The sequence below is a fragment of the Ruegeria sp. genome, from assembly GCF_965199275.1.
Classification (GTDB): Bacteria; Pseudomonadota; Alphaproteobacteria; order Rhodobacterales; family Rhodobacteraceae; genus Ruegeria.
The window spans coordinates 493,463-516,253 of sequence record NZ_CBDAQX010000022.1 but is presented as its reverse complement, the minus strand read 5'-3'; the positions used below and the strand labels follow the sequence as shown (position 1 = coordinate 516,253).

Annotated in this window: 14 protein-coding genes and 1 pseudogene; all 15 read left to right on the top strand. The window is 60.3% G+C overall.

Annotated elements, in window-relative coordinates; genetic code table 11:
• The first annotated feature begins 73 nt into the window (after window positions 1-73).
• The 15 genes and pseudogenes from ACOERD_RS22260 to ACOERD_RS22190 all read left to right on the top strand — a co-directional run bounded on the left by ACOERD_RS22260 (window position 74) and on the right by ACOERD_RS22190 (window position 22,717).
• A complete protein-coding gene (locus tag ACOERD_RS22260; protein ID WP_419740491.1) occupies window positions 74-3,436 on the top strand; it encodes an Ig-like domain-containing protein in 3,363 nt (1,120 codons plus the stop codon).
• Window positions 3,437-3,669: 233 nt separating this feature from the next.
• A complete protein-coding gene (locus ACOERD_RS22255) occupies window positions 3,670-4,668 on the top strand; it encodes an IS110 family transposase (RefSeq protein WP_419740490.1) in 999 nt (332 codons plus the stop codon).
• Window positions 4,669-4,712: 44 nt separating this feature from the next.
• Entirely contained in the window at window positions 4,713-5,894 is a 1,182-nt protein-coding gene (locus ACOERD_RS22250) for an ISNCY family transposase (protein ID WP_419737631.1), read from the top strand.
• Window positions 5,895-6,145: 251 nt separating this feature from the next.
• Window positions 6,146-9,556 carry an Ig-like domain-containing protein gene (locus ACOERD_RS22245; RefSeq protein ID WP_419740489.1) on the top strand — a complete coding sequence of 1,137 codons (3,411 nt, stop codon included), beginning with the start codon at window positions 6,146-6,148 and terminating at the stop codon, window positions 9,554-9,556.
• Window positions 9,510-10,691, top strand: coding sequence for an ISNCY family transposase (locus ACOERD_RS22240; protein ID WP_419737631.1), 1,182 nt, complete (start codon window positions 9,510-9,512; stop codon window positions 10,689-10,691). The genes ACOERD_RS22245 and ACOERD_RS22240 overlap by 47 nt, the downstream gene beginning before the upstream one ends.
• 155 nt (window positions 10,692-10,846) lie before the next feature.
• Window positions 10,847-12,658: a calcium-binding protein gene (locus ACOERD_RS22235; RefSeq protein ID WP_419740488.1), complete on the top strand. Its 1,812-nt coding sequence runs from the start codon at window positions 10,847-10,849 to the stop codon at window positions 12,656-12,658.
• Window positions 12,659-12,675: 17 nt separating this feature from the next.
• A complete protein-coding gene (locus tag ACOERD_RS22230; protein WP_419740487.1) occupies window positions 12,676-13,434 on the top strand; it encodes a SapC family protein in 759 nt (252 codons plus the stop codon).
• The gene (locus ACOERD_RS22225) at window positions 13,431-14,747 is read left to right on the top strand and encodes a TolC family protein (RefSeq protein ID WP_419740486.1); all 1,317 of its coding nucleotides are present in this window, start codon (window positions 13,431-13,433) and stop codon (window positions 14,745-14,747) included. Before ACOERD_RS22230 ends, ACOERD_RS22225 begins: the two co-directional genes overlap by 4 nt.
• Window positions 14,748-14,754: 7 nt before the next feature.
• Window positions 14,755-16,875: pseudogene (locus ACOERD_RS22220) on the top strand (type I secretion system permease/ATPase).
• A 2-nt stretch (window positions 16,876-16,877) separates the two neighbouring features.
• Window positions 16,878-18,179 carry an HlyD family type I secretion periplasmic adaptor subunit gene (locus ACOERD_RS22215; RefSeq protein WP_419740485.1) on the top strand — a complete coding sequence of 434 codons (1,302 nt, stop codon included), beginning with the start codon at window positions 16,878-16,880 and terminating at the stop codon, window positions 18,177-18,179.
• Window positions 18,180-18,282: 103 nt separating this feature from the next.
• A complete protein-coding gene (locus ACOERD_RS22210) occupies window positions 18,283-18,810 on the top strand; it encodes a hypothetical protein (protein ID WP_170661260.1) in 528 nt (175 codons plus the stop codon).
• Window positions 18,811-18,875: 65 nt separating this feature from the next.
• Window positions 18,876-20,246, top strand: a complete 1,371-nt coding sequence (locus tag ACOERD_RS22205; protein ID WP_419740484.1) for a glutamate--cysteine ligase — start codon at window positions 18,876-18,878, stop codon at window positions 20,244-20,246.
• Window positions 20,247-20,316: 70 nt separating this feature from the next.
• Window positions 20,317-21,390, top strand: coding sequence for a phenylalanine--tRNA ligase subunit alpha (gene pheS / locus ACOERD_RS22200; RefSeq protein ID WP_419740483.1), 1,074 nt, complete (start codon window positions 20,317-20,319; stop codon window positions 21,388-21,390).
• Window positions 21,391-21,705 (top strand): hypothetical protein, encoded by a 315-nt coding sequence (locus ACOERD_RS22195; RefSeq protein ID WP_419740482.1) that lies wholly within the window; start codon window positions 21,391-21,393, stop codon window positions 21,703-21,705.
• A 208-nt stretch (window positions 21,706-21,913) separates the two neighbouring features.
• Window positions 21,914-22,717: an alpha/beta hydrolase family esterase gene (locus ACOERD_RS22190; RefSeq protein WP_419740481.1), complete on the top strand. Its 804-nt coding sequence runs from the start codon at window positions 21,914-21,916 to the stop codon at window positions 22,715-22,717.
• Window positions 22,718-22,791: the final 74 nt, after the last annotated feature.

Sequence of the window (22,791 nt, the reverse complement as noted above, 5' to 3'; positions counted from 1 at the left end):
GCTGGCTGCGGGTGGTACCGCGCTGATCCTTGTGTTGCTGAGTGCAGAGACAGCCCAGGCGCAAACATCGGACGTGTCTCTGCGTACATTGGACGGTGTGAAGTCCATTGAAGTTCTGCCCGACGGAACCGCCGAGGTCACGCTGGAAAACGGGGCCGTTATGCGCCTGCCTGCGGGTAGCTTCACCGTTTCTGGCAGCGAGGTTCTGGTCTCTGAGGCGGTCGCGCTGCAGATGACAGAAGCCGCAGCAGCGGGCGGAGGTGTGTCCGGGGGAACGCTGGCCGCAGTCGGCGGAGGGCTTGCCTTGGCCGGAGCCGCCGGTGGTGGCGGAGGCGGCGGTGGCAGCAGCGATGGAGGTGGCTCGGGATCGACAACCGCCCCTACCACGGGTACGGTTGTTGATGGCTATCTGGTCAACGCCACCGTCTTTCAGGATTTGAACGGCAACGCGATTTTTGACGCAGGTGAGCCAAATACAACCACCGATGCGCAGGGCAACTATTCGATCACCTTGGATCCCTCAAACCCGACGGCCAAGATCGTGTCGATTGGTGGTACGGATTCCTCGACGGGCCAAGCGTTCACGGGCACTCTGACTGCCCCGGCGGGTTCAACCGTCATCACCCCGCTGACCACACTTGTCCAGAGCCTTGTCGAAGCGAGCGCTGACAGCGACACGCCGCTGACCGCAGCCGAAGCGAATGAGCAACTGGCCGCCGCGCTGGGTCTGGGCAGCGACACCAACCTGTTGGAGCTTGACCCGGTCGAAGAGATCGAAAACGCCAGCGACCCCTCTGATGCTGCAGCTTTTGCGGCTGCCGCTCAGGTTGCCGCAATCATCTCGGCAGCGGCGGCAACGCAATCCGATGCTCAGGGCAGTTCAGACGCCTCCGAGGCCGTGGCCGCATCGCTCGCTCAACAATTGCTGGACGCGGCGGCTGGCCCCGGTGATCCCGATCCGTCTTCGGTTCTGAGTGACGCCGATGCGATTGCAGAAGCGTTGGAAGAGGCTGAGGTTGAAGCGGGCGAGGCCAGCGCGATCGCAAATGGTGTTCAGGCCCTGAACGAGAATATTGATGAAGCCGTAGAGAATGCGGATCCCGGTGATCTTGATGCCCTGCAAAACGAGATCGTCGCCAACCAGGAAGTTGCACAGGGTACATTGGTCGATTTGGTTGAGTCGGGTGATATCGCCACGACTGATCCTGCCGATCTTGCCGATGAGGCGGACAATATCGTTCCGCTGGAACCGGTTGTCCTGTCTGAGGACTTCTTGAGTACCTACGGCCCGTCAAACTTGGATAGCGCTCCGGTCATGTCCGGCACTGGCCGCCCTGGCAGCATCGTTCGTGTGACCTTCAGCGATGGCGATGATGCGACACCTGACGCCAGCCGGACCACGACGGTTGATGGCGCTGGCAATTGGTTGTTCATGTTCGACGCCGCTGATTTCCCCGCTGCAAGTGGGGCTTACACGGTTGAGGTTGCGGCCGCGCCCTCTGGGTCGTCTGTGTTCACCGTTCCGGCCGTCTCGGGTGGCAGCTTTGATGTTGATCTGACACCACCGGCTGCACCTGTCCTGGGCACGGTGTCCAGCGATGACGCTCTGGCATTGGAGGAACGCGAGTCGGATCTGACAGTTTCAGGCACGGCCGAGGTGGGCGCCACTGTGGCCGTGACGATCGGTGGGGTCACTCGAACGGATAACGCCGCCGCCGATGGTTCGTTCAGCGTCACGTTCGATGCAAGCGACATCCCTGATAGCGACTTTACCATCACAGCGGAGGCGGTTGACAGCCTGGGAAACACCAGTGACGCTTCTGATCGTGACATCATGGTTGAGCCTGAGGTGAATCTGGACCCGACCATTGATCCAGTCTCTGGTACCCTAGGGTCTGCGGAACTGGCATCGGGCCTGACGGTCACCGGCACAGGCCGCGCAGGCAGCACGATCACCGTGTCCATCGACGGCGAGTATCAGAGCGCAACCGTTGGCGGTGACGGTACGTGGAGTGTTACATTTGCCGAGGCAGATCTACCGGATGCAAGCGGCAACTACACGGTTTCTGCCGTGGCAACCTTGCCGCCGACCTCGTTCACCAGCGGGCCGGTTGACGGCGGAGGGTTCTCGGTCGATCTGACAGCCCCCGATTCGCCGTCGCTCGACACCATCGCGGGCAACAACGCGCTGGAGCTTGAGGAGCAGGGCGCAGACCTGACCATCACCGGAACTGCCGAGGCCGGCGCGACGGTTGAGGTCACCCTCAACGGCGTGGTTGAAACTGTGGTTGCGGATGCGGGCGGCGCGTTCTCGGTCACCTTCAGCGCGGCCGATGTTCCCGGTACGGATTTCTCAGTCAGCGCCACGGCGACGGACCCTCTGGGCAATGCAAGCAGCGCGGCCACACAACCCATCATGGTTGAGCCGGTCTCGGCCCTGACCCCAACAATCACGCCGGTCTCGGGCACGTTCGGTCCGACCGAACTGGCCGCAGGGCTGGTGGTGTCCGGTACGGGCCGCGTGGGTAGCACCGTGACCGTCGATATCGACGGTGTCACGCAGGACGCAACCGTTGATGGCGACGGCAACTGGACAGCCACCTTTGCTGAGGCCGATTTGCCGGACGCGACGGGGGACTACACGGTCTCTGCTACGGCGACCTTGGCGGGTACTTCTTTCTCCAGCGGTTCGGTCTCGGGCGGTGGGTTCTCGGTCGATCTGGACGCCGCCGCCGCGCCTGTTCTCGATGTGGTCGCAGGCAACAATGCCATCGAGTTGGAAGAAAGTGGCTTGGACCTGACCGTAACCGGCACCACCGATGAAGGTGCGACGGTTGAGGTTACAATCGGGGGCGTCACCCTGACAGACGTGGCCGGTGTGGGGGGAGTGTTCAGCGTCACCTTCGATGCCACAGACGTTCCAACCTCGGACTTTTCCATTAGCGCAGTTGCATCGGATGATCTGGGCAATTCCAGCGCCTCGGCGACGCAGTCGATCTCGGTCGAGCCGGAATCGGCCCTAACCCCGACCGTTGATCCGGTCTCGGGCGTTTTGAGTGCGGACGATTTGGCAGCAGGCCTGACGGTCACCGGGACAGGCCGCATCGGCAGCACGGTCACCGTGTCGATTGATGGCGAGGATCAAGAGGCCGTCGTGGACGGCGACGGCAACTGGAGCGTGACCTTCGCCGAGGCAGACCTGCCTGCAACGACGGGCGACTACCCGGTGTCTGCCGTGGCGACCTTGCCTCCAACCGCGTTCACCAGCGGATCGGTCGATGGCGGCGGGTTCTCGGTCGATGTGACCGCGCCCGATGCGCCGGTGATTGACAGCGTCGCGGGCGACAACGCTCTGGACCTGGAAGAGCAGGGCGCAGACCTGACCATCACCGGTTCCGCCGAGGCCTTCGCCTCCGTTGAAGTGGAGGGGGTATGAATGATTTGTGATCGGCCAAACGCCCTGAATCTGTTAGAGGATTCGGGGAGGCGGATAGGTCTCAGGCTGGATGTTTTCGTAGGGCATTGTGACCCTGTAGTGGAGCTTAGCCTTCGCCTGTTTCCGAACAGCCCCCATAGGGCCCGGTTTTGGCCGGTGATCCTGCATAGGAGCTTGGTTTGGCCGTTCACGCCCCATTGGGGGCTCCGCCTCCTTGAGCAGGGAGTATAGCCATGGCTTACATAGGTGTCGATCTTCATACGAATTCCTTCACGATCTGTCGGCGTGAGACGGACGGATCGGAAACATTCCAAACCTTTCAACTGTCCGCGCAGGCGCTTGAGCAGTTCTGTCAGAGCCTTGATGCGGATGACGAACTGGCGGTCGAGGCCACCGGCAACACGGCCTGGTTCTGCGGTGAGGTGGAACCCTGTGTCGGCCGGATCGTTGTGGTCAACCCGCGCCAGTTTAAAGTGATCCGCACATCGGTGAAGAAAACCGATCGCAACGATGCCCGCGCCCTGGCGTTTTTCCTGTCGAAGGACATGCTGCCGGAAACCCGGCTCAAGTCCACTCAGGAAAGCGAACTGGCCTCGCTGACCCGGACGCGTGACATGCTGGTCAAACAGCGCACCATGCTGCTGAACGGCATCCACGCGATGTTTGTCCGCCACGGCATGAAGCTGAAGAAGGAAGGGTTGTCCAGCAAGAAGCGCCTGCGCGACCTGGATCTCAGCCGCTTCACACCGCTTGAGCAGGTCGAACTGGCGGCATTGCGGGACCAGGCGCTCGGCCTGACCGAAACCCTGAGCCGTCTCGACAAGGCCATCGAGGAGGCCGCCTCGGCCATGAAAGGCTTTGAGGGGCTCACCAGCATCAAGGGGATCGGTGCGCGATCTGCCGCGGTCCTGCTGGCGGGGATCGGCAGGGTTGAAGACTTCTCCGACGCGGACAAGCTGGCCGCCTATGTCGGCATCGTGCCCAAGGTGAGCAACTCAAACGAAACCGAACATCACGGGCGGATCACGAAGCGCGGCAACAAGCTCATGCGCACCACGCTGGTGCAATGTACGCTCATCGCGATCCGCTATTCGGGATATCTCAACAGCCATTATCGGCGCATCAAGGAACGCCGTGGCGCGGGCAAGGCGATCATAGCCACTGCCCGCAAGCTGCTCAAGATCATCTATGACACGCTTGTCGCTAACACGCGATATGTCCGGTGTATGTAACATGCGATCTGTCCGGTTCTATTCTGTCTCTGAGAGGAGGCGTTATGAACCGAGCAGAAGTGTTACAGGAAGTTCGACTGATGAAGTTTGAAGATGTGTATTCGCGGCGAAGCGCGAACAAGCTGACGCAAGAACAGGCGGCTGAGATACTGGGTGTATCCGTGCGCACCGTCAGGCGTTGGGAGGATCGATTTGAGGCGGATGGTGCAGAAGGTCTGTACGACCGTCGGCTTGGCAAACTGGCCAACAATCGTGTTGCCACGGATAAGGTCATGGAGATGCTTGAACTGTTTGATACCAAGTACTGGGATTACACGCCGAAGCATTTCCACGAGAAGCTGGTGGCCCACCATGGTTTCACACAGAGCTACAACTGGGTGCGGCTTACACTGCAGCGCCACGGCCGGGTTCAGGCAGCACCCCGACGAGGTGCCCATCGGCGCAAGCGGCCCCGCCGTCCGATGGTTGGCATGATGTTGCATCAGGACGGCTCCAGCCATGAATGGGTTCCGGGTCAGTGGTGGGATCTGATCGTCACCATGGACGATGCCACCAACCGGGTTTATTCGGCATTCTTTGTCGAGGAAGAAGGGACGATGAGCAGTTTTCAGGGGCTGACAGAGGTGATCGAGGCGCAAGGTCTGTTTTGCTCGCTCTATGCCGATCGGGGCTCTCATTACTGGCATACGCCCGAAGCGGGCGGCAAAGTGGACAAGGACAATCTGACCCAGGTCGGGCGCGCCTTGCAGCAACTCGGCATTGAGCTGATCCCGGCCTATTCACCGCAGGCCCGTGGACGGTCTGAACGCATGTTTGGCACGTTCCAGAACCGATTGCCGCAGGAACTGCGGTCCCATGGGATCACAACCATTGAAGAGGCCAATCAGTTCCTGAAAGAGGTCTATCTTCCCGAACACAATGCCCTGTTTGCAAAGGAGCCGGAGGATACGACCTCGGCCTTCGTGCCGTTTACAGGCAATGTGCGCGACACCCTGTGTGTGCAGGAAGACCGCGTCGTCGGCAACGACAATACGGTGCGCTACAAGGGCCTGGTCATGCAGATCGCGGCAGACAGGCACCGTCATCATTTCGTCAAGGCGAAGGTCAGGGTCCACGAATACCCCGATGGTCAACTGGTCATCTTCCACGGCCCGAGATGCATTGGCCGCTACCAGCCTGACGGATCACCCATCACACAGGAGGATAGCAAACACAAAGTCGCGTGACCCGCTTCGACGTGGCGCGAACGCGGTGGCCCAAATCTACGGTCGCCTACGGCTCCCTCCGAATTGGGCCACCGCGCAATCAACTGAAGCGGACAATTGGCATGTTACCTACACCGGACAATTCAGAATGTTCTCGACAGATCATCTATGACACGCTCAAGAACGGCTGGGTCTTCGACGATTTTGTCGAATTTAAAATCAAACAAAATCAATGTCATGCTTGACAATCATCATAGGAGATCAATGGGGTCGTGGAAATTACCGTCGCCGATGATGGTGGCGTGTTCTCGGTAACCTTTGCAGCGGCGGATGTACCGGGCGCGGATTTCTCGGTCAGCGCAACGGCCACGGACGCGGCAGGCAATACCGGTGACGAGGCCACTCAGGCCGTGACGGTTGAGCCGATTTCGACCCTGACGCCCACAATCACCCCGGTCTCGGGCACGTTTGGCCCGACCGAACTGGCCGCCGGGCTGGTGGTATCCGGCATGGGCCGTTTGGGCAGCACGGTTACTGTGACGATTGATGGTCAGGAACAAGAGGCCGTCGTTGCCCCCGATGGCAGCTGGAGCGTCACCTTCGCTGAGGCAGACCTGCCAGACGCCAGCGGTGACTATTCGGTGTCTGCCGTGGCAACTCTGCCGCCGACCTCTCTGTCCAGCGGGTCGGTTGATGGCGGCGGTTTCTCGGTTGACGTAACCGCACCTGACGCGCCGCTTCTGGACGCGGTCGCTGGTGACAATTTCATCGACCCGTCCGAGCAAGCCGATGATCTGGTCATCTCGGGCACGGCCGAGGCGTTCAGCACCGTCACCGTCACAATCGGCGCGGACTCCGAGCAGGCGACGGCTGACGTGAATGGTGATTTCTCGGTTACTTTCGCCGCTGCGGATGTTCCAACCTCGAATTTCCAGGTCACTGCGGTCGCCGTAGATGCGCTGGGCAATACCAGCGTGGCAACAGATCGGTCGGTTCTGGTGGGTGCGGTTGGTCAGACGATCACCGGCACCAACGGCGATGATGAGCTGTCGGGCACACCCGGTGACGACACGATCAACCCCGAAGGCAATGATGGCGAGGCTGGTGGTCTCGATATCATCAACGGCTCTCTGGGGGATGACGAAATTGACCTGAGTACGTCCGGCGGCACCAGCTTTGTTGAGTTGAACTACGCCGTGCTAGATGGCCCGATCAACGTGACACTGGACTATGCCAACAACACAGGCTCGGTGGATAAAGGTGCCGATGGTACCGACACGCTGATCAGCCCGGAAACTCCGGGCGAGGCGTTCGGGATCGGCCTTTTCGGCACGCAGGGCGATGACACGTTTACCGTCGTTCAGGACGGTGTCGAGACATGGGCGGGCATCTTCTACGAAGGCGGCGATGACACGGTCAACGTGACATTGGACACCGGCATCGTGCGTGTGAATGCAGTGACCCCCGGCGCCGTGGATGAAAATGTCACGGCGGACCTGACTACGGGCGATATCACTTTCGCCAGCGGCTCGATTGATCTGAACGTGACCGGCTCCGGCGGCCAGATTGAATTGGAAACCGGCGATGGTGATGATGACGTAACCGGCTCTGATGCGGATGAGCGTTTCATTCTGGGCGCAGGCACTGACACGCTGGATGCGGGCGGTGGGTTCGACCTTGTGCGCTATGACCGTGCTGTCGTGACCGATGGTGTGACAGTCAACCTGCAAACCGGGGTCGCAACCGGTATTTGGGACGGTCAGGCCTTTACCCATAGTCTGTCTAACGTTGAGCGCGTGCGCGGTTCACGCACGGGCGACGACATGCTGACGGCGGCTGATACCGGTTCGCGGCTTGAGGGGCGTGGCGGCGACGATACGCTCGTCGGCGGTGCTGGCGATGATCTGCTGATCGGTGGTGATGGTGCGGATACGTTCTTTGTCGGACGTGGCAACGACACCATTCAGGACTATCAGGGCGACGCCATCGACACAATCGAGCTGGACCCTGCCTATACCGAGGCCGAAATCGATCAAGCCATTGCAGACGCAGTGCAAGATGGCGACGCAGTAGTTGTCACCTTTGTCTCAACCGGTGCGACTGTGCGGTTCGAGGGTTGGACTGTAGCGGATCTACAAGATGAAATCGGGGGTAGTGGTTCCGACATTATCGGCACGTTTGGTGATGATGTTCTGGACGGTACCGCTGGTGATGACTTCATCGACCCGCAGGGCAATGATGATGGGTTTGACCTCATCAACGCCTCGACTGGAGATGATGAGATCGACTTCTCGAACTCGGGTGGTGAAAGCTTTGTCGAGCTGAATTATTCAGTGCTAGACGGCCCGATCACGGCCTCGATCGACTATGCCAACAATACGGGTTTTGTCGACAAGGGCGCGGACGGGTTCGACTCGCTGACCAACCCTAACACAACCGGGGAATCTCTTGGTATCGGGCTTGTCGGAACCGCTGGCAATGACACCTACAATATCACGCAGGGTACTGGCTTTTCGTGGGCCGGAATTGTTTATGCCGGTGGCAATGACGTGATCAATGCCAGCCTGAACGAAGGTATCGTCCGTGTCGATACAAGTGGTGAGGCGACCACGGCCGATCTTTCGACCGGCCAGATCAACTTTGCCAGCGGAAGCATCCAATTGAATGCGACAGGCTCTGGCGGTCGGATAGAGCTTCGGACATTTGACGAAGACGATTCAATCACCGGTTCGGACGCGGATGAGCGATTTATTCTGGGGGCAGGGACCGACACGCTGGATGGTGGCGCAGGTTTTGATACCGTGCGCTATGACCGTGGGGATGTTACGACGGGCGTGACCGTGAACCTTGCAACCGGCATCGCGACCGGCTTGTGGGATGGTCAGGCCTTTGAACACAGCTTGTCCAATGTCGAAGCAGTGCGCGGTTCTCGGACGGGAGATGACACCCTGACTGCAGCGGATACGGACGCGTTCCTGGATGGTCGGGGTGGCAATGACACGATCACTGGCGGTGCGGGTGAGGATATCCTCATTGGCGGCGAGGGTGATGATACGTTGCAGGGTAACGCTGGCGAAGACCTGTTCATCGTTGGACGTGGAAATGACATAATTCGCGACTTTGAAGCCGGGATCGACGACATCGAACTGGACAACAATGCCACAGATGAAGAGGTCGCTCTGGCCGTGCAAAACGCCGAACAGATCGGGGATGATGTCCGGATTACCTTGCCAGATGGCGCGACGATCCTGTTCGAAGACTGGACAGTTGCGAATTTCCAGCAGGAATACGCGGACCGCTTTGCAGTCAATCCGATCATCGGAACGGACGGTCCGGATGTTATCGATGGAACCGATGGCAATGACTTCATCAACCCGCTGTCTAGCGGTGATGGAGATGACGTCATCAACGGCTCGCTCGGGGATGATGAGTTTTTTCTTTCAAACGTGGACAGTGAGAGCTTTGTCGAGCTGCGCTATGACGGGCTGACCGGACCGATCGAGGCCTTCGTTGATTTTGCCAACAATAATGGTGTGGTCAACAAGGGCGGCGATGGCGTGTCGCTAACACGCGATATGTCCGGTGTATGTAACATGCGATCTGTCCGGTTCTATTCTGTCTCTGAGAGGAGGCGTTATGAACCGAGCAGAAGTGTTACAGGAAGTTCGACTGATGAAGTTTGAAGATGTGTATTCGCGGCGAAGCGCGAACAAGCTGACGCAAGAACAGGCGGCTGAGATACTGGGTGTATCCGTGCGCACCGTCAGGCGTTGGGAGGATCGATTTGAGGCGGATGGTGCAGAAGGTCTGTACGACCGTCGGCTTGGCAAACTGGCCAACAATCGTGTTGCCACGGATAAGGTCATGGAGATGCTTGAACTGTTTGATACCAAGTACTGGGATTACACGCCGAAGCATTTCCACGAGAAGCTGGTGGCCCACCATGGTTTCACACAGAGCTACAACTGGGTGCGGCTTACACTGCAGCGCCACGGCCGGGTTCAGGCAGCACCCCGACGAGGTGCCCATCGGCGCAAGCGGCCCCGCCGTCCGATGGTTGGCATGATGTTGCATCAGGACGGCTCCAGCCATGAATGGGTTCCGGGTCAGTGGTGGGATCTGATCGTCACCATGGACGATGCCACCAACCGGGTTTATTCGGCATTCTTTGTCGAGGAAGAAGGGACGATGAGCAGTTTTCAGGGGCTGACAGAGGTGATCGAGGCGCAAGGTCTGTTTTGCTCGCTCTATGCCGATCGGGGCTCTCATTACTGGCATACGCCCGAAGCGGGCGGCAAAGTGGACAAGGACAATCTGACCCAGGTCGGGCGCGCCTTGCAGCAACTCGGCATTGAGCTGATCCCGGCCTATTCACCGCAGGCCCGTGGACGGTCTGAACGCATGTTTGGCACGTTCCAGAACCGATTGCCGCAGGAACTGCGGTCCCATGGGATCACAACCATTGAAGAGGCCAATCAGTTCCTGAAAGAGGTCTATCTTCCCGAACACAATGCCCTGTTTGCAAAGGAGCCGGAGGATACGACCTCGGCCTTCGTGCCGTTTACAGGCAATGTGCGCGACACCCTGTGTGTGCAGGAAGACCGCGTCGTCGGCAACGACAATACGGTGCGCTACAAGGGCCTGGTCATGCAGATCGCGGCAGACAGGCACCGTCATCATTTCGTCAAGGCGAAGGTCAGGGTCCACGAATACCCCGATGGTCAACTGGTCATCTTCCACGGCCCGAGATGCATTGGCCGCTACCAGCCTGACGGATCACCCATCACACAGGAGGATAGCAAACACAAAGTCGCGTGACCCGCTTCGACGTGGCGCGAACGCGGTGGCCCAAATCTACGGTCGCCTACGGCTCCCTCCGAATTGGGCCACCGCGCAATCAACTGAAGCGGACAATTGGCATGTTACCTACACCGGACAATTCAGAATGTTCTCGACACAAGGGCGGCGATGGCGTGGATACCATCACCGATCCGCTTGCAGCTGGCGAAGCCTTTGGTCTGGGGATCTCGAGCACCTCTGGGGATGACACGATCAACATCACTCAGGGCAGCGGTTTCTCGTGGTTCGGAGCATTTTATGCGGGCGGCAATGACACCATTAACGCCAATCTGAACTCGGGCATCATCCGCATTGATACGGGCGGTGGCGCGACGACTGCAAACCTCGATACCGGCGACATCACCTTTGCAGGTGGGTCCATTGACCTGAACGTGACTGGTTCGGGTGGCCGGATTGAACTGCGGACCTTTGACGAGGATGACAACGTGACCGGCTCGGACCGGGATGAGCGTTTCATTCTGGGTGCGGGCACCGATGTTCTGGATGCGGCTGGCGGGTATGACGTCGTGCGTTATGACCGCGGCGATGTCACCACCGGCGTGACCGTGAACCTGGCAACAGGGATCGCGACCGGTACATGGGACGGTCAGGCATTTACTCACACCCTGTCGAATGTGGAAGAAGTTCGCGGCTCACGTACCGGCGACGACACACTGACGGCGGCGGATACCGGCTCGGTCCTCGAAGGGCGCGGCGGTGTCGATACCTATACGGGCGGTGCGTCCGAGGACATCTTCATTGTGGGTGAGGGTCATGATGTCGTCTACAATTTCGACATCGACGTCGATCAACTGCAAGCTCGGAATGGTGCCTTTGAATTCGGGCTACCGGACTATGAGGATGTCATCTTCGACGGTCAGCCGTCCCTGCGCTTCAACCTCAGCCCTGACGACTCTGTAACACTGGTCGGATGGCGCGCACAGGACCTTGAAAACTCGATCGCGGAGGAGCTTCTGTCGCTGACACCGGGGCGGATGAACAATCCGGCCACGCTGACGATCACCGGCGCGGGGAACCTTGCCCTGATCGCGTCGGACATCACCGAATTCCTGCAGACGCAATCGACGACCGAGTTTACATTCTTCGAAGTCGGTGCGGCGGAAAACTACGCCTTGTCGGTCACTGGCAGCGGGTTGTCCTTGTCAGGTACGCCCGGCAACGAGGTTCTGTTCGGCACGGTCGACGCAGCTACCCTGACCTTGGATGGCAGCCCGGTTTGGTCACTGACGGATCTTGGAATTCCGTTTGCCGACTTTGCTGCAATGCTCGACAGCGCCACGAATGAAGGGGCGATCGACTACTCGCTCGGCATCGGAGATCGTGATCTAATCGTTGTCTCAGACGATGCGGCGCAGGATATCCGTATCGAAGGCGTCGATCATTGGATTGAGGCGGGCGGCGGCGATGATGCCGTGACCTTCAATGGTGGCGGCAACGCAGCCATCATCCTCGGGGGTGACGATGACACGGTTGATATCGCGGGAAGCACCCCAGCAGAGGACCGTGCGTTCATCTATATCGACCCAGCCGACTCGGGTACCAATGTGATCAACGGCTTCCGCTTCACCGATAGCGAAGATTCCGGTGACCGCATTGTGGTCGAAGAAGATCTGGCGGTGTTCTCGATCGCTTGGGAGGTCGACGATGCGACCAATCAGGGGGATCTGGACTCGATTGCGGCAACATTTGATCCGATTGGACCGGGCGAATACGCTCTGTTCTTCGATCAAAGCGGCAACGCGGTGTTGCAGGATCTGATCGAAGGTGGCGCACCGGGGGCGAACTATACTCTTGGCGACACAATCGCGAGCTTAACCAACGCGGATGTCAGCGGACTTTCGGGCAGCAATCTGGGTGGATACAACCTCGACGGCTTCCTGGTCTATTCCGAGATCGACCTGCCGCCCGCGTCCGAGTTGGTTTAACGCCCAGGAGGGTGCCTATGACTTCACCCGTCGCGATCATGCCGCGACCTCTGACTCACAAGGACTGCGCCGGTTTGCACTGGCGCAGTCCTTCCGATTTTGGTTTTGTGGATCATGTGCCCTCGGTTCTGGTCGGAGCGTCGGAACTGTCCTCGGTAACGCTTGAGATGCCATGGTATTTTGCGCAGGCCAACGGCAAGTGGCACGCGCTTGCGCCCTTGTGTTCGGACGCCGGGCTGAAATTCAACCATGTGCCGTTCTTGCTACGCATGTATCCGTTCACCCTTCTGCCGGACACGGGCAGTTTCGTGCTTGGCATCTGGCAAGACCCTGACTGTATCGGCGAAACCGGGCACCCGATTTACGATGGTGCGCAATTGCACCCGAGGTTAGAGCCGGTTGCCAACGCGTTCTCTCGTTTTGTCAAAGGCTTGGATGCGCTGCGTAAAATTGGTGCTGCGTTGCATGAGGCGGGTATTCTGCAACCGACCCCACAGCAAGCCAGTGACACGGGCCAGCTGTTCCAAACGGATGAGGACGCCCTGCGCGCTCTGCCAGCAGATACCCTGTCTGAGCTTGCGAAATCAGGTGCGCTGGGGGCGGCATATGCGCAGTTATTGTCACGCACTCAATTAAAAAGAACGGCAAGGCCCAAGGTTGCTTCCCAACCGCAAAATACTCCTGTAACGCGAGAGGAGGACCGCGCCTTTCTGGATGCATTGACCGATGATCTTCTGGAGGGTGCTGAACTAAAACCAGGAGCGTTGGCACCATGAAGACTTGGTTGTCGGTTGTGATGACCACACTCGTTTTGGCGGGGTGCAGTGAGGATTTGCAGGGCACGCAATCGTTTGACCCTGCAGCCGAACCCGCCGCGAAGCCTGCGGCGGCGCAAAGCAACCTTAAGGGTAGTGTCGCACGCACGGAATTTGCGGAGCTTGTGCGCAGATCCGTAGCGACGTCGCCAACGACCGCAGCAGGCACCGCCAATGTTCTGGCCTCGCAGTCTCGTATCGAGGCTGAAAAGGGCGCGTTCCGACCCCAGCTGAACGCCGAAACTTCTCTAACGTCCGATGGGGATACGGTTCCGATCCTGCGCCTAAGCCAGATCATCTATGACGGCGGCAAGGTTTCAGGCCGTGTCGGGCTGCGCCAGATCGAGGCGCGCCAGACCTGGTTGAGCGAATTGTCTGAGCTCAGCGCCCAAAGCTTTGAGGCGATTGAGGCCATCATTGACCTTGACCGCAACCGTCGTCTTGAAGATCAGGCCCGACAAAACCTTGAACGCACCGAGGCGTTGGTTAGCGATTTGCAATCCCGGTTCGATGCCGGTGCCGGATCGGTGGCGGATCTGCTGGCGGGTCAGGGCCGTCAGTCCAATGCAGAAACCGAGCTGGCGCAGGCCGAAACAGATGTCGAACTGGCAACCGCCACCTGGATCGAAGTGTTCGGCAGCCGCCCGAGTGCTATTCCAACGATCCCTCCGGCCCCGGTTCTGGCGGGCACAACCTCGCAGGCTATGGTCGAACGCAGCCCGCGTCTGCGCACACAGGTCGCCGTCAGTGAGGTGCGTCAGCAAGAGGTTGTCGTGGCCGAGCGCGCCACTCGCCCGACCCTGTCCGCGATCCTTGAGACCGACTTTAACGAAGGCAGTATCGACAACGGGGCGCAGGCCCGTCTGGGCGTCAATGTCCCGATCTATCAGGGCGGATCGGCTCGCGCCAATGTAGAAACGGCACGGGCCAATCTGCAGCAGAGTGAGGCCGATGCAGAAGAGCTGCGCCGCGAGTTGCAGCGCAATCTGTCTCAGGCACTGGAAGAGACGAACTCGATCCAGCGGCGTCTTGCGACGGCCCGCCGGGCGGTTGAGATCAACGAACAGGCGCTTGATGCGGCGCGGGGGCAGTTCAACATCGGGCGTTCGACCATCGTGCAAATTCTGGACGCTCTGCGCGAGCTGAACCTGGCGCAGGTCCGGGTCATCCAGCTTGAGGCACAGGCGCGCCGGGCTGAATATGCGGTGCTTGCGGTGACAGGCGATATTCTGGACGCGCTGGGCGTCGCACAACCGACTGATCCAACCTTGTGATATCCCCATGACCCCAACCGCGACAGACCCGCTGATCACACATCTTCAGCTTTTGACAGAGCGGTTGGGCCACGGGCTGTCCGAGGCGGATTTGTTTCGCGTTTTCAAAGGCAACAACGAGACTTACGCAGTCAAAGACGCGGTCAGCGCGCTTGAGGCCGCAGGGTACAAGGCCGATTTCGGCAAGGCGCGGTTGACCAAGCTGGACCCGATCCTGTTCCCGGTTGTGGCCTTCGACGCGGATGGGGTGCCGTTTGTGGTTCTCGACCGTGAAGACAAGGACCGTTTTCTGGTCATTGACGCCAGTAGCGGATCCGCTGAGCCTCAGATCTGGCGACGCAAGGACCAGCGTATTGCAAAAGCGCGCTGGATTCTGCGCGCCTCACGCGCCCGCCGCTCGGACGAGGATCGAACGACCCCGCAAGGCCATTGGTTCTGGTCGGCGTTCAGCGATTTGCGTGGCGTGTATGTTCAGATCATCCTCGCGGCGATGGTGACCAGTATTCTGGGGCTGGCGACGTCGTTGTTTACCATGGTGGTTTATGACCGCATCCTGCCGAATGACGCGGTGGACAGCCTGTTGGCGCTGGTCGCCGGGGTCGGGTTCGCGCTGCTGTTCGACTTTCTGATTAAGAACCTGCGGTCGCGCTTTATCGACACGGCGGGCAAGCGCGCGGATATGAAGATTGCTGAGCGTCTGTTCAATCAACTCATGGCGCTGAAGATGAAGGCGCGGGGCGGGCAGAACGGGCGCATGGCCTCGATCCTGCGGGATTTTGAGGTGGTGCGGGATTTTTTCACCTCGGCTTCTCTGGTCGCGCTGGTTGATCTGCCGTTCCTGCTGGTGTTTATCGGTGTGATCTGGGCCATCGGCGGCCCGCTGGCGCTGGTCCCGGCGATTGCGGTGCCGATTACTTTGCTTTCCGGCTTGCTCGCGCAGCCGTTCCTTAGCCGCTATGCGCGCGAATCCAGTGTCGATGGGCAGACCAAGCAATCCGTTCTGATGGAAACCCTGACAGGGATGGAGACGCTCAAGACCACCGGGGCGGAACCGGTCATGCGCGCGCGCTGGGACGATACGGTGCGGGCGCAGGCGGATAGTTCCGGCAAGACGCGGCTGGTGTCTCAGGGCACGGTGAACCTGACGCTTCTGGTGCAGCAGATCGCGCAGGTTGCCATTGTATTCTACGGCGTATTCCTGATCCGGGACGGCGTGATCTCGATGGGCGCGCTGATCGCCTGCGTGATCCTGACGGGCAAGACGCTGGCCCCTCTGTCGCAATTGGCGCAGGTGCTGACGCGGCTGAATCAGGCGCGGGTCGCCTATGGCCAGATCGACGCGCTGATGCAGCAGGAGGTCGAGCGTGAGGCCGGTCGCCGCTATCTTTCGCGCCGCACGATTGCGGGACAGATCGAGTTCAAAGGCGTCAGCTTTGCCTATGATGAGGCGTTGGGCTCGATCCTCAAGGATATCGACCTGTCGATCAAACCCGGTGAGAAGGTCGCTATTCTCGGCCCGGTCGGGTCGGGCAAAAGCACACTGGCGCGCCTTATTCTGGGCCTCTACGAACCCGATGACGGCGCGGTGCTGCTGGACGGTCTGGATGCCCGCGCCGTGGATCCGGCAGACAAGACGCGCAATATCGGGGCGGTGTTGTAGGATTGCTGGCTGTTCTCGGGTAAGCTGCGCGAGAACATCATCGCCGGGCGCTTTGGCGTGACGGATGATGAGGTTCACAGCAAGGCCGCTATCTCTCTGGCCGACCGCATCGCGGCGGCGCATCCGCATGGCTACGACATGCAGGTGCATGAGGGCGGCGCTGGCGTGTCCGGCGGGCAGCGTCAAGCGGTGGCCATCGCGCGGGCGCTGATTGGTGATCCGCCGACGCTCGTGATGGACGAGCCGACCTCGGGCATGGATGTGCAGACGGAATCGCAGGTGATCGAAAACCTGAAAGGCTGGCTGTCCGATGACCGGACGCTGGTGCTGGTGACGCACAGAACCAGCCTGTTGCAATTGGTGGACCGGGTGATTGTCCTGAACGGCGGCAAAGTCACTTATGACGGCAGCAAAGACGATATGCTGGTCCGCAACCGCCCGGCGGCACGCGCCGTGAAGGAGGCGTAAGGATGGCCGGGGCAGATTTCACCGCAACAGCGCGCGAGCTGCGCGGCAGGCGTGGTGCCGCCGGTGGCCTGATCCTGCTGTCGGTCGTGACTTTGCTGGCCGTCGTGCTGACCTGGGCCTATTTCACCGAGATCGACGATGTAACGCGGGCCGAGGCGCGCGTGGTGCCCTCGCAGCTTGTGCAGGTGGTTCAGGCAGCGGAAACCGGCACCATAACCGAGATCAACATCCGCGTGGGCGACACGGTTGAGGCCGGGGACGTTCTGATGCGCTTCGACCCTGCGCTGTTGCGGGCCGAGCTGGACACCGCCGTATCCGAGGCCACCGCCCTGCGCCTGCGCCGCGCCCGGCTTGAGGCGCAGATTGCCGGAGAGCCGTTCGACATGCCTGATCGTGAGGGAGTCGAGGGCAAACTGCTCGACGCGGAACGGGATCTGTTCCTGGCTATGGCAGCACATCTGACCGCCGATCTTGAGGTTCTGGACGCCCGGCGTGAGATCAAGCTGGCCGAGATCGAGGCCGCCCGGATCAGCAAGGATGTGAACAATGAGACCATCGGCCTGCTCGAAGAAGAGATCAGCGTGATCCAGCCTCTGGTCGAGCGTCGGATCGAAAGCCCCATCGCCATGATCGACCTGCGCCGGGAACTCAGCCGCCAGAACGGGCAGTTAAGTGACGCCGGAAACCGCATCCTGATGGCGCAGGCTGCCCTGACCGAGATCGACAGCCAGATTGTCGCCCGCAAGCGTGAATTTCGCTCGATCGCGAACCGGGAGTTGACCGAAACGCAGGCCGGGCTGGCTGCGCTTGAAACCCGCATTCCTGCGCTTCAGGCCCGACTGGCGCGTGCGGAAATCCGGGCCCCGGCGCGAGGTGTGGTCAACCAGGTGTTGATTTCGACGCTGGGCGGAGTGGCGCAGCAAGGCCAGACCGTGGCCGAGATCGTGCCCTTTGGCGACACCGTCACGGTCGAGGCCTATGTGGCCCCCGATGACATTGCCTTCATCCGGCCCGATCAGGATGTGAAGGTCCGTATCACGGCCTATGATGCCTCGCGCTATGGCGCGCTGGATGGGAGGGTGACACGGATCGGCGCGGATACGATTCTGGCACCGGATGGGGAAACCTCGGTCTATGTGGTCGAAATCCAGTTGGACGGCTCTCTGACCGATGCGGATGGGCAGAAACTGGAAGTGATCCCCGGCATGGTTGCGCAGGTCGATATGCTGTCTGAGCCGAAGACGGTGCTGGAGTATCTGACCAAACCGGTGATCCGCGTCAAAGATCGCGCCTTCCGGGACTAGTCCGAGATACGAAGAACCCTCTTGAACTATGCTCCGCTCGGGCCGATTTTGAGGGGACTGGGGATCGCCCATCACGTCCAAGCGCTGAAACAGGAACACCGATATGAGTTTCATTCGACCCGAAGCCAAATTGGCCCTATGGCGCTGGCGCGAGGTTGTCGCTGCCGGTTTTGTTCTGGTTCTGGGCCTCAGCTGGGTCAGTGGACCCGGCGGTCTGCTGGGTGTTCTGGGCTGGGTATTGGTGGCTGTCGCAGTCGCTCTGGCCGTGATCGGCGTGCAGCGTGCCCGGTTCCGCACCGACGCAGGCGGGCAGGGCGTGGTCAGCGTCGACGAGGGGCAGATCACCTATCTCGGCCCGCTGGATGGCGGCATGGTGGCAACGCGCGAGATCGAGCGACTCGCGCTTGATCCGACCTCAAGCCCGGCGCATTGGGTATTGGACCAACCGGGGCAACCGACGCTTCACATTCCTGTGAATGCAGAAGGGGCCGAGGCGCTGTTCGATGTGTTCTCGGCGCTGCCGGGGTTGAAAACGCAACAGATGCTGGCCGAACTCCACGGCGGGTCACGCCATCCGGTGGTGATCTGGGAAAAAACCTCCTCACGCCCGGCCCACCTTCGGCTGCATTGACACTGGCGCGGTTTGCGCTCAGGACTGACCGATAAGACAGACACATCAGGATCGGAGATCGGTTCATGTCCATCCCTCAGTCCGGCGGCGGTCCGATCGAGCGCCACGAGCAATTGGCCGAATATCTGGAATCGGGCTGCAAGCCCAAGGCCGATTGGCGTATCGGGACCGAGCATGAGAAGTTCGGCTATTGCAAAGACACCCTCAAACCGCTGCCTTTCGAAGGCAAACGGTCCATTGTTGCGGTGCTTGAAGGGCTGCGCGACCGCCATGGCTGGGCCGAGGTGCGCGAAGCGGGCCACCTGATCGGTCTTGAAAAAGACGGCGCGAATGTCAGCCTTGAACCCGGCGGCGCGCTGGAATTGTCAGGCGCTCCGCTCGAGACGATCCACGAGACATGCGATGAGGTTAACACCCACCTACGCGAGGTGAAGGATATCGCCGATGAGATCGGCGTGGGGTTCATCGGTCTGGGCGCGGCTCCGATCTGGACCCATGAAGAGATGCCGCTGATGCCCAAGGGGCGCTATCGGCTGATGAACGACTACATGGAAGAAGTTGGCACCATGGGCCGCGCCATGATGCGCCGGACCTGCACGGTTCAGGTCAATATCGACTTCGGATCCGAGGCCGACATGGTGCAGAAACTGCGCGTTGCGCTGGCGCTGCAACCGGTGGCGACGGCGCTGTTCGCGAACTCCCCGTTCTTTGAGGGCAAGGTGAACGGCCAGAAAAGTTGGCGCAGCCACATCTGGCGGCATCTGGACGATGCGCGCACCGGCATGCTGCCTTTCGTGTTCGAAGAGGGCTTCGGGTTCGAGCGCTACGTGCAATACGCGCTCGATGTGCCGATGTATTTCGTCTATCGCGACGGCCAGTATATCAACGCGCTGGGCATGTCCTTCCGCGACTTCCTGAAGGGCGAGCTGCCCGCTCTGCCGGGTGAGACACCGACCCTGTCCGATTGGGCCGACCACCTGACCACGGCTTTCCCCGAAGCGCGGATCAAGAAATTCATGGAGATGCGCGGTGCCGATGGTGGCCCGTGGCGTCGTCTGTGCGCGTTGCCCGCCTTCTGGGTCGGCCTGACCTATGACCAAACCGCGCTGGATGCGGCGTGGGATCTGGTCAAAGGCTGGGATGCTGAAACCCGCGAGGGGCTGCGTGTTCAGGCCGCAGTAAACGGGTTGCAGGCCCAGGTCGGGGATATCAACATGCACGATCTGGCGCGTGAGGTCGTGGCGATCTCCGAGGCCGGTCTGAAAGCCCGTGCTTTCCCCGGTGCTGGCGGTCTGGTCCCGGATGAAACGCATTTCCTGAACGCGTTGAAGGAAAGCATCGACAGCGGCAAGGTGCCCGCCGATGAGTTGCTGGAACACTACAATGGCGACTGGAACGGCGACCTGACCCGGATTTTCCCCGAATACAGCTATTGATCCACCCGGTCCCGCTTGCATTCGCGGGGCTGGCCCGATAGCAGGTTGGCGACCAAATTCAGAGGGCGTCATGGACGATCTTAAGGCAAAATATCTGGGCCAAATCGCCGAGGCCGGCGACGAGAACGCGCTTGAGGCGATCCGCGTCGCTGCCGTGGGCAAAAAAGGCGAGGTCGCGCTGAAGATGCGCGAGCTGGGCAAGATGACGCCCGAAGAACGTCAGGTCGCAGGCCCGGCGCTGAACGCCCTGAAGGATGAGATCAACTCGGCGCTGGTCGCTAAAAAGGCCGCTCTGGCCGATGCCGCGCTGGATGAGCGTCTGCGCACCGAATGGCTGGACGTCACCCTGCCGACCCGCGCGCGCCGTGAGGGCTCGATCCATCCGATCAGCCAGGCGACCGAGGAATTGACCGCGATTTTTGCCGAACTGGGCTTTGCCGTGGCTGAAGGACCTCGGATCGAGGACGACTGGTATAATTTTGACGCGCTGAACATCCCCGGTCACCACCCCGCGCGGGCCGAGATGGACACGTTCTATATGCATCGCGGCGAGGGCGATGATCGCCCGCCGCATGTGCTGCGGACCCATACGTCTCCGGTGCAGATCCGCTCGATGGAGAAACAGGGCGCGCCGATCCGCGTGATCTGTCCGGGTGGTGTGTACCGTGCCGACTATGACCAGACCCATACGCCGATGTTCCATCAGGTCGAGGGGCTGGCTATTGATAAAGACATCTCGATGGCGAACCTGAAATGGGTTCTGGAAGAGTTCGTGAAAGCCTTCTTCGAGGTTGACGATGTCGAGCTGCGCTTCCGCGCCTCGCACTTCCCCTTCACCGAGCCGTCGGCCGAGGTCGATATCCGCTGTTCATGGGATAACGGTCAGCTGAAGATCGGCGAGGGCGACGACTGGATGGAGATTCTGGGCTCCGGCATGGTCCACCCCAAGGTGATCGCCGCCGGAGGGATTGATCCTGAGGTCTATCAGGGCTTCGCGTTCGGCATCGGGATCGACCGTCTGGCGATGCTGAAATACGGTATTCCGGATTTGCGGGCGTTCTTTGATTCCGACCTGCGCTGGCTGCGGCATTACGGGTTTGCAGCGCTGGATATGCCGAACCTGCATGGTGGTTTGTCGAGATAGATGTACCCACTGGGTGTATATCTCGCGCGCTACTTCGATTGGTGGAGTGATCGAGTCAAAAATGCGCCCTTTTTGTGGGTGCTGGGCTTGCTCTTTGGACCGATTGCATTGACCCATATTGCAATGGCACTGTTTGGACCGTTGTCCGTCATTCTTGGCTTCATCATATTGTTGGCCGCTATTCCAGGTTTGTTTGTCGGCTACATACGGCTGGGAATTCAGTTCTTAGACAAGCGCGAAAAAGTAAACCGTATTTCAAATGTGCAAGATGCGGTGAAAAAACTGGACAAAAAGGCGCGGGGCAAAGGCCGATAGGCCGCCGCTCTATCGCCAGACCGCCCGGACGGGCTGGCGATTTGTCTCCGCCCGCGCAACGCTCAAACAGCACTCGGATTTGGCGGGCATAAAGTGCCTAGCACAGACCAAGGATCGCCATCCCGCGGTCTGGCGACAGCGCGGCTTGTTACAGGTTCCCACAGGGTTGTGACGTGACAGTTGGCGTCAGGCGGCTAGGCTCCGGCCTATGATCTATCGACTGCTTCTTTTTTTGCTGGTCGCAACCCCGGCACTCGCCATGGGGCCTTGGAAATCCGATTGCCATGGCGATACGGCCTGTGAGGTCGGCGACCGCTCATACCATGTGCTGGAGCCTGAGGGGTGGGATGGCGAAACCCCTTTGCCCGTATTGCTGCATTTCCACGGCTGGGCGCGGCAGGGGACCGTGGTGGTGAACCATGAACGGATCGCAGGCGCGACCAAGCTGCGGGGCGTTTTACTGGTGGCCCCGAACGGGCTGGGCAAAAGCTGGGATTTCTGGACCTCGGGCACGGGTGATGTGCCCTTTGCCGACCGCGTGTTGGAGGATGTCGCCAAGCGCTATCCAGTTGACCCAGAACGTATCTATGTCTCGGGCTATTCGTTCGGCGGCGCGATGGCGTGGCGCTATGTGTGCCAGTCGGGCAATGACGTCGCCGCTTTGCTGGCCGTCGCCGGCAGCATTCGCCAGACCGAGGATTGTCCCGAAGCCCCGAGTGAGGCGCGCCATGTCCACGGCCTCAGCGATACGGTGATGGATTTTCCCTATGGCGCGAATGGCGACACGACCTATCCAGTGGCCCTTTGGCGCGCGAAATACGACTGCCACGACGCAACCCCGCGCGACGATTGGAGCGTGGTACCGATCCTGACCCTCAGCCGGGTGGAATGGACCGATTGCGCGCAGGGGCAGGTGGTGCTGGATACCCATCCCGGCGGGCATTTCATCCCCCATGGCTGGATCGGACGGCAATTGGACGAGCTTTTGGGCCGCACCCCCACCTATCCGTGACCCGCAGCGCTTGCACCTTGGCGCAATCTTTGCCATTGCCTGTGCCGACTGGATGTTTGCCAAAAAAGGCCCCG

Excerpts from the sequence above, each read along its gene's own strand:
- ACOERD_RS22240 (WP_419737631.1), top strand. The coding sequence starts at position 9,510 with ATGAACCGAGCAGAAGTGTTACAGGAAGTTCGACTGATGAAGTTTGAA.
- pheS (WP_419740483.1), top strand. The coding sequence starts at position 20,317 with ATGGACGATCTTAAGGCAAAATATCTGGGCCAAATCGCCGAGGCCGGC.
- ACOERD_RS22210 (WP_170661260.1), top strand. The coding sequence starts at position 18,283 with ATGAGTTTCATTCGACCCGAAGCCAAATTGGCCCTATGGCGCTGGCGC.
- ACOERD_RS22195 (WP_419740482.1), top strand. The coding sequence starts at position 21,391 with ATGTACCCACTGGGTGTATATCTCGCGCGCTACTTCGATTGGTGGAGT.
- ACOERD_RS22230 (WP_419740487.1), top strand. The coding sequence starts at position 12,676 with ATGACTTCACCCGTCGCGATCATGCCGCGACCTCTGACTCACAAGGAC.
- ACOERD_RS22225 (WP_419740486.1), top strand. The coding sequence starts at position 13,431 with ATGAAGACTTGGTTGTCGGTTGTGATGACCACACTCGTTTTGGCGGGG.
- ACOERD_RS22215 (WP_419740485.1), top strand. The coding sequence starts at position 16,878 with ATGGCCGGGGCAGATTTCACCGCAACAGCGCGCGAGCTGCGCGGCAGG.
- ACOERD_RS22255 (WP_419740490.1), top strand. The coding sequence starts at position 3,670 with ATGGCTTACATAGGTGTCGATCTTCATACGAATTCCTTCACGATCTGT.
- ACOERD_RS22250 (WP_419737631.1), top strand. The coding sequence starts at position 4,713 with ATGAACCGAGCAGAAGTGTTACAGGAAGTTCGACTGATGAAGTTTGAA.
- ACOERD_RS22205 (WP_419740484.1), top strand. The coding sequence starts at position 18,876 with ATGTCCATCCCTCAGTCCGGCGGCGGTCCGATCGAGCGCCACGAGCAA.
- ACOERD_RS22190 (WP_419740481.1), top strand. The coding sequence starts at position 21,914 with ATGATCTATCGACTGCTTCTTTTTTTGCTGGTCGCAACCCCGGCACTC.